The following is a 7,232-nucleotide window of genomic DNA, read 5'->3' as shown; positions in this document are numbered from 1 at the left end:
GGCAGGCTCACCTCCATCAGCGCCGCCGCCAACGGCGAGCGCACCGACGCGTGCAGCCATACCATGCCATGTCCTCAATTTGGTTTGCTTGACAGATAGTACGCATGACGTATTATATGTGGGTGGCGACGCACCGGACTGATCGCATCCAGCCTGGCAGCGCCGCGTCACGCCACCTCACATCCAAAGGATAGGAGCCAGACATGGCTATCGAAATTCTCGAACTTCACCATCACGCAGTGCGCATGCCTCTCGACAAGGTCGAAGCCATGGGCGCCTTTTACGGCGACGTACTGGGCCTCGATACCGACACCGGTCGCTGGAACATTCCGGGCGTGCCCGGCTATTTCCTCGACATGGGCAACGATTGCCAGATCCACCTGCTGGGCAGCGATGGCGTCTCGCCCTATGCGCAAGGCCCCGGCCGCGATCCGGTCGGCAATCACGTGGCGCTGGCCGTGCGCGATATCCTTGCCACGGAGGCGGAGCTGCTGCGCCTGGGCGTGGATTTCTGGAAGCAGGAAAACGTCGCGGCGCCCGAGCTGAAGCAGCTATTCATGCACGACCCGGCCGGCAACATGATCGAGCTGCACCAGATCGGCCGCTGCCGCTGCAAGCGCAGCGACCGGCTGTTTGCCGATCAACGCGCCGCCGCTGGCGCCACACCGGCGACGCAAAGCTGAGGCTCATGCGGCACGGCAAGTCTGATACGATAAGCGCACTATATGCCAGCCGTAGCAGGTAGCCCTAGCAGGTGGCCGAAGCCAGCACCCAACCCGATGACCAGCAAGACCGAACCCACCGAACCCACTGAACCTGCCGGGTCCGCCAGCGCACAGCAAGCCATCGCGCCGCACCTGAAGCTGCTCGCCGCCACCGCGGAGCGTGGCACCAGCCGCAAGAAGGCTGCGGCCGGGCTGATGCTGCTGTGGCTCAGCGATGACGTCATGAGTGGGGTCAACGCCGGGCTGCGCGAGCACGGCATCACCGAGAACAAGCTGCACGTGCTGATCCTGTTCTCACTGGACGAGCGTGGCATGCTGGACCTTGGCCCGCTGACGCCGTCGGTCATTGCCGATTACTGCGGCGTGACCCGCTCCTCGGCAACCGGGCTGCTGGACTGGCTGGAGACGCGCGAGCTGCTCGCGCGGGAGCATCGCAAGGACGACCGGCGCAGCCTGGAGCTGGTGCTGACCGACAAGGGCCGCGAGATGCTCGACCAGGCGCTGCCGTCCTTCTGGCGCTCCTGCGCCCAACTCACCCGCGAGTTGAGCGACGAGGATTGCCAGACGCTGCAGACGATCCTGGYCAAGGTCTGGCGCGGCATCAAATAGGGCCGGTAACCAACCGCCTTAACCAACCGCCTTAACCAACCGCCTTAACAAACCGTCTTAACCCGCGCCCAGCATGCGCGCCTGGCGCGCCTCATGCGCCTGCAGGGCAAGCGCGGCCGCAAGGCCCGCGCCGCAAAGCGCGGCCGTGAGCAAGAAGGCGCGGCCGCCCACGCTGGCAAACAGATAGCTGCCCAGGAACACGCAGGCCGCGGTCAGCAAGCCGGCACAGGCCGAGTAGAGGCCCGTGCCGCTGGAGATGACCTGCGCCGGCACCCGGGTGCGGATGTACTGCGCCGCGCCCAGTTGTGTGAAGCCTAGCGTGGCGCCCTGCAGCAGTTGCGCCAGCATGGCCACCCCGGTGCTCTCGGCCAGGCCGATCATCGACCAGCGCAGGATGCCCGCCGCGCAGGCCAGCGCGATCAGCGCCGGTGCCGACACCCGCGCCAGCAGCCGCGAGCCGAAGGTGAACGCCGTGATCTCCGCGATCACGCCCAGCGCCCACAGGTAGCCGATGGTTGATGCCGGGAACCCCACGCTCTTCCAGTACAGCGCGCTGTAGCTGTAGAAGAAGCCATGGCACGCCTGCGACATCGCGGCGCTGGCCAAAAACAGCGAGAAGCCGGGCAACTGCAGCACCTGCAGCAACGGCGCCTTCACCGCATGGCGCGCCGCCGCCGTGTCGTTGGGCAGCGCCAGCGCCAGCAGGCCCTGCGCCAGGTACGCCACCACGAACACGATCGCGATCACCTCGGTTCCCGCGCGATCCACCAGCCAGCCAAGCACGATCGACATGGCCACCACCGACATCGACCCCGCGCTGCGCAAGCGGCCAAAGTCAAAGCCATAGCGCGGCATGCCGGCCAGCGCCATGGATTCGCTCAGCGGTATCAGGCCCGCCGAGCAGGCCTTGATGGCCAGGAAGACCAGCAGCACGCCGATGAAGCCCTGGGCGCTGAGCAACAGCCCGGCGCTCAGCGCGGAGCCGGCCACCAGCGCGAGCAGGATCACCTTGCGGCTGCGGTACTGGTCCGCCATGGCGCCCACGGCCGGATTGACCAGCACCGCCAGCGCGGCGCCCAGCGCCAGCACCATCCCGGTCTGCTGCTCGCTCAGGCCCTGGGCGCGGATCCAGAGGGGGAAGAAGCTGATGGTGATCGCAACCGGGGCGTACAGCGCGACGTAGTAGAGATAGAACGACGCGATGGCGTTCCGGGAGGCTCGGGCGGGGGCGGTCACGGGTAAAGGCGGATGGCTTGGAAAGATAGCTCTGCGATAGGCCGGGGGAATGCTGCATACCCCGCGCGGATCGGTGCATCAGTTCAGCAACCCGCACGGCGACGCGGCTCGCGCACTGGTTGTTCTCACGCCGGACATCGGGGCCCAGTACTTCCGCGACGTCGCTGATGTCGTCAATGCCGGCGCGCCACCCGACCGCGCGGCGCTGCTTGCGGTCATGTCCCGCTATGGGCTCGTACCGGCCGCACCACCGGCAGCACCACCGGCCGCACCGGGTTAAGCGCAATCCATTGCCTAGGGCTGCGTCCAGCCCATCTCCACAAACACCCGGCACAGCGCTTCCATGCCCGCCGCGTCTTCGTCATCGAAGCGGGCAATCACGGGGCTGTCCACGTCCCACACGCCAATAAGCGTGTCGTCAGCGGCGATCAGCGGCACGACGATTTCCGACTCGGAGGCCGCGTCGCAGGCGATATGGCCGGGAAACGCATGCACGTCCCGCACGACCTGCGTGCTGCGGGTTTGCGCCGCAGTGCCGCAGACGCCCTTGCCCAGGCCGATCCGCACGCAGGCGGGCTTGCCCTGGAATGGCCCCACCACCAGTTCGGTGCCGTCGTAGAAGTAGAAGCCCGCCCAGTTGAGATCCTTCAGCGCGTGGTAAACCAGCGCCGAGAAGTTGGCGGCGTTGGCGATGCGGTCGGTCTCGTCCGCCAGCAGGGAGCGCGCCTGGGCGGCCAGCTCTTCATATTGCGCGGCCTTGGAGAGCGGGGCGGTGTCGCTGGATAGCTGAAACATGGTGCGGGTCCGGTGGGCTTGTCATTGCGGGTTCGAAGCCGAGATCCTAATCCCAAACCGAAACCTGTGCGCGCGCGGCGATCACGAGCCCGCCACCTTCAGCAGCACCGGGTCGTTGCGATACAGGTCGGGGAACATCTGCTTCAGGTAGCCGATCTTGGGCATGTCGTTGATGACGATGTATGGGTGCGAAGGATGGAGGGTCAGGAAATTCTGGTGATAGCTCTCCGCCGGGTAGAAGGCCTTGTAGTCCTCGATGCGGGTAACGATGGGCGCCTTGAACGCGTTGGCCTTGCCCAGTTGCGCGATATAGGCCTGCGCCACGCTGCGTTGCTCCGCGTTGAGCGGGAATACCGCCGAGCGGTACTGCGTGCCGTGGTCCGGGCCCTGGAAGTTGAGCTGGGTTGGGTTGTGCGCGACCGAGAAGAAGATCTGCAGCAGGCGGCCGTAGCTGATCTGCGCCGGGTCGAACRTGACCTGCACCGATTCCGCGTGTCCGGTGCCGCCGCCGCTGACGGTCTCGTACCGGGCAGTGCTGGCCGCGCCGCCGGCATAGCCGGACGTGACCTGCTTCACGCCGCGCACGTGCTGGAACACGCCTTGCACGCCCCAGAAGCAGCCGCCGGCGAACACGGCCGTTTCCGTTGGCGCCGCGCTGGCTTTTTCATCGAGCGCGGGCGGCGGGATCTTGACGGCGTCTTCTGCCGAGTTGGCCACGCGCTGCCAGGCCAGCAGGCCCGCCGCCAGCATGACGAGGCCCGCGACTTTCGCGGCGGACGAGCGCGTCCACCAGGAGAAACCGGTTGAAGTTTGCGTGGTCATGATTGCCTGTCCTTGAACGTTGCTGTGTCGTGATCAATGCGTGGAATATGGCGGCTTGCGTGCGCATCAGCCGAAGGTAAAGGCATAGGCCTCCACGCCGGGGTCCAGGAATTCGATCGCAAACGTGCGGTCGGTCACCTTGCCCGTCTGCCGCACCAGCTGGTACAGCCGCTGCCCGGTCACCGTGCCGCTGCCATCCGCCGCCACATCGGTACCGCGCGCGCCGCCTGGCGCGGCGCCGTCCACGCTTACCCGGAACCGCACCGGCTTGCCATCCTTGCCCGGCCCCAGCACCAGATGCAGGTCGCGCGCGTGAAAGCGGTAGACGATCCGCCCGGAGGGGCCGGCCAGCGTGGCGTGCTCCGCACCCACCTGCCAGGTGCCGGCCAGGCCCCAGTCGTTGAGCGCGGGGCTGACGGGCGCGGTATAAGTGTGCGCCTTGTCTTGCACCTCGCCGCCGGGAGAGGCGAAGTTCTCTGCCCGCTCATAGCCAAGATAAGTCTCGCCGGACTGGATCTCCGCCTTGTCGGCAGCCATCTGCACGCCTTGCACGCTTTGTGCATCGGCATGGCTGATGCCGAGCGCCACCTTCGCCGCATCGGCATGGCCCGCCTCCGCCAGCAGTTGCTGGATCACCTGCTCGGATTTCGCGTACTCGCCCTCGCCGAAGTGGTGAAAGCGGATCTGCCCCCGCGCGTCGATGAAATAGTGCGCCGGCCAGTACTGGTTGTTGAAGGCGCGCCAGATCGCATAGTTGTTGTCGACCGCTACGGGATAGTCGATGCCGAGGTCGCGCGTGGCCTTCTTCACGTTGTCGAGGTTGCGCTCGAAGGCAAATTCCGGCGCATGCACGCCGATCACCACCAGCCCCTGGTCGCGGTACTTCTGCGCCCAGGCCTTCACATAGGGCAGGGTGCGCAGGCAGTTGATGCACGAGTAGGTCCAGAAATCGACCAGCACCACCTTGCCGCGCAGCGCCTCGGCCGTGAGCGGCGGCGAGTTCAGCCACTCCACGGCGCCGCCCAGCCCGGGCAACTGGCCTTCCACGGGCAGCGCCGCGGCGGCGCTTTCGCTGGTCTTGAGGCTGGTTGCGCGCATCATCGCGCCGTTGCCGGTTTCCGCCTGTTTAGCGGAGAGCTTGTCGACCAGCTGTTGCTCGATGCCGCCCGTGGCCACGGTCGATACGCGGGCCAGCACACCGGTGTCCAGCCCCAGCCCGATGGCAGCCACGCCGAGCAACATGGCCGCGCCGATGCCGCGCCGGACCCATTCCCCCGCGCCCAGCGAGCGCTTCATCGCGGTAAAGACCCGGCCACCGATCAGCAAGGCCACCGCCAGCGACGTGGCCGCGCCGGCCGCATAGGCGACCAGCAGCAGCGTGGTGCCGACGCTGGCGCCACGCAGCGCCGCACCGGTCAGCACAAGGCCGAGGATCGGGCCAGCGCAAGGCGCCCACAGCAGGCCGGTGGCAATGCCGAGCAGGAACGACGAGCCGGGCCGGACCTGCCCGCCATCGGCCTGCGCAAACGCGGAGAGCCGGCTGCCCGCGCTGACCAGCGGATGCATCAGCCGCTCGGCCAGGCGCGGCAGCAGCAGCGTCAGGCCGAACACGGCCAGCAAGGCAATGGCCAGCCAGCGTCCGTACTGGTTGGCCTGGGTCACCCAGCCGCCGCCAACCGCCGCCAGCGTTGCCACTGCCGCGAAGGTCAGCGCCATGCCGGCCAGCAGCGGCAGGCCGCTGCGCACAAAGGGCTGGTCGGCCCGCGAGAACACGAAGGGCAGCACGGGCAGGATGCACGGGCTGAGGATGGTGAGTGCGCCACCAAGGTAGGCGAGGATAAGAAGGAACATGGAATGCTTCAGTCTGGTTGTTGTTGGCGTGTTGTTGGCGTATTGCCGGCGTTGGAGGCCCGCGCGGGCTCAGGCGGCTTGCGGCTTGAACGTCATCGCCACGCCGTTCATGCAGTAGCGCAGCCCGGTCGGCTTGGGGCCGTCGTCGAACACATGGCCCAGGTGGCCGCCGCAGCGCCGGCAATGCACCTCCGTGCGCGATATGCCGAAGGAGCGGTCCTCGTTCGTGCGCACGGCGTTCTCCAGCGGCGCCCAGAAGCTGGGCCAGCCGGTGCGGCTGTCGAACTTGGTGCGCGACGAGAACAGGTCAAGCTGGCATCCCGCGCAGGCGAAGATGCCGGCGCGATGCTCATCGTTCAGCGGGCTGCTGTAGGGCCGCTCCGTGCCTTCCTGGCGCAGCACGTTGTACTGGTTTGCGCTGAGCATCTGGCGCCATTGGGCGTCGGAGTGCACTACCTCGAAGGTTTCGGCGGCCTTGCCCGCGTTCGCTGCGTTTGCCGTGCCGGCGGCCAGCGCGCGCCAGCCGCTAACGGCCGCAAGCGCCGCCACGGCGGCACTGCCCGATACCAAAAAGCGCCTTCTGCTTCCCATGATGTGCTCCTTGCCTCAATGTATCGATCGCGGCGACCGACTTGCCGTCGATCGCTGCCATGGATCGTTGGCCGCATCGTATGGCTGGCACCATCCCGGAGTCCTCACCAAAGGTTAAATTAAATGTGATAACTCGCCGCCTCAAAATTTTGCACAATAGCCAGGCCGGCGCATTTCCTGCGCCTCCCCTGTCACGCGCGAGCCGGCTCGCGCCTCTAGGCTGAACATGGATCACCCCAAGCGCATCCTGATCGTCGAAGACGACGTCGACATCGCCAACGTACTGAGCCTGCACCTGCGCGACGAGCGCTATGAAGTCGTGCACAGCGCCGACGGCAACGAAGGCCTGCGGCTGCTGGCGCAGGGCAACTGGGACGCGCTCATCCTCGACCTGATGCTGCCCGGCGTGGACGGGCTGGAGATCTGCCGGCGCGCCCGCGCCATGACGCGCTATACGCCGATCATCATCACCAGCGCGCGCTCCAGCGAAGTCCACCGCATCCTTGGCCTGGAACTTGGCGCCGACGACTACCTGGCCAAGCCATTCTCGGTGCTCGAACTGGTGGCCCGCGTGAAGGCGCTGCTGCGGCGCGTGGATGCCAT

9 protein-coding genes are annotated in these 7,232 nt (G+C 66.9%); 4 read left to right on the top strand and 5 right to left on the bottom strand.

Going from position 1 to position 7,232, the window contains the following annotated elements; translation table 11 throughout:
• Positions 1-203: 203 nt before the first annotated feature.
• Together AC1DS3_RS35465 and AC1DS3_RS35460 are read left to right on the top strand one after the other, a co-directional pair.
• Positions 204-683, top strand: a complete 480-nt coding sequence (locus AC1DS3_RS35465; protein ID WP_441636384.1) for a VOC family protein — start codon at positions 204-206, stop codon at positions 681-683.
• A 96-nt stretch (positions 684-779) separates the two neighbouring features.
• A complete protein-coding gene (locus AC1DS3_RS35460) occupies positions 780-1,334 on the top strand; it encodes a MarR family winged helix-turn-helix transcriptional regulator (RefSeq protein WP_477129021.1) in 555 nt (184 codons plus the stop codon).
• A gap of 57 nt (positions 1,335-1,391) precedes the next feature.
• Here the strand turns inward: AC1DS3_RS35460 and AC1DS3_RS35455 are convergent, their stop codons facing one another.
• Positions 1,392-2,570, bottom strand: coding sequence for an MFS transporter (locus AC1DS3_RS35455; protein ID WP_441636380.1), 1,179 nt, complete (start codon positions 2,568-2,570; stop codon positions 1,392-1,394).
• A 49-nt stretch (positions 2,571-2,619) separates the two neighbouring features.
• On the opposite strand from AC1DS3_RS35455, the gene AC1DS3_RS35450 reads away from it, so the two are divergent.
• Complete coding sequence (locus AC1DS3_RS35450; RefSeq protein WP_477129020.1) at positions 2,620-2,850, top strand: hypothetical protein; 231 nt, start codon at positions 2,620-2,622, stop codon at positions 2,848-2,850.
• A 14-nt stretch (positions 2,851-2,864) separates the two neighbouring features.
• Here the strand turns inward: AC1DS3_RS35450 and AC1DS3_RS35445 are convergent, their stop codons facing one another.
• The 4 genes from AC1DS3_RS35445 to msrB all read right to left on the bottom strand — a co-directional run bounded on the left by AC1DS3_RS35445 (position 2,865) and on the right by msrB (position 6,629).
• Complete coding sequence (locus AC1DS3_RS35445) at positions 2,865-3,365, bottom strand: GAF domain-containing protein (protein WP_441636376.1); 501 nt, start codon at positions 3,363-3,365, stop codon at positions 2,865-2,867.
• Positions 3,366-3,446: 81 nt separating this feature from the next.
• Entirely contained in the window at positions 3,447-4,187 is a 741-nt protein-coding gene (gene msrA / locus AC1DS3_RS35440) for a peptide-methionine (S)-S-oxide reductase MsrA (RefSeq protein WP_477129019.1), read from the bottom strand.
• A 66-nt stretch (positions 4,188-4,253) separates the two neighbouring features.
• Positions 4,254-6,038 (bottom strand): cytochrome c biogenesis protein DipZ, encoded by a 1,785-nt coding sequence (locus tag AC1DS3_RS35435; RefSeq protein WP_441636373.1) that lies wholly within the window; start codon positions 6,036-6,038, stop codon positions 4,254-4,256.
• 69 nt (positions 6,039-6,107) lie between these two features.
• Positions 6,108-6,629 (bottom strand): peptide-methionine (R)-S-oxide reductase MsrB, encoded by a 522-nt coding sequence (gene msrB / locus AC1DS3_RS35430; protein ID WP_441636371.1) that lies wholly within the window; start codon positions 6,627-6,629, stop codon positions 6,108-6,110.
• A gap of 226 nt (positions 6,630-6,855) precedes the next feature.
• Here msrB and AC1DS3_RS35425 point away from each other — a divergent pair.
• Positions 6,856-7,232: response regulator transcription factor (locus AC1DS3_RS35425; protein ID WP_477129018.1), on the top strand; the 377-nt coding region annotated here is incomplete at its 3' end.

The organism is Cupriavidus sp. 01L46, from assembly GCF_056399905.1.
This window is presented reverse-complemented; position numbering and strand designations above follow the sequence as displayed.

Bases quoted from the DNA above. Each gene is read 5' to 3' on its own strand.
- AC1DS3_RS35465 (WP_441636384.1), top strand. From the start codon at position 204: ATGGCTATCGAAATTCTCGAACTTCACCATCACGCAGTGCGCATGCCT.
- AC1DS3_RS35450 (WP_477129020.1), top strand. From the start codon at position 2,620: ATGCTGCATACCCCGCGCGGATCGGTGCATCAGTTCAGCAACCCGCAC.
- AC1DS3_RS35445 (WP_441636376.1), bottom strand. From the start codon at position 3,365: ATGTTTCAGCTATCCAGCGACACCGCCCCGCTCTCCAAGGCCGCGCAA.
- AC1DS3_RS35435 (WP_441636373.1), bottom strand. From the start codon at position 6,038: ATGTTCCTTCTTATCCTCGCCTACCTTGGTGGCGCACTCACCATCCTC.
- msrB (WP_441636371.1), bottom strand. From the start codon at position 6,629: ATGGGAAGCAGAAGGCGCTTTTTGGTATCGGGCAGTGCCGCCGTGGCG.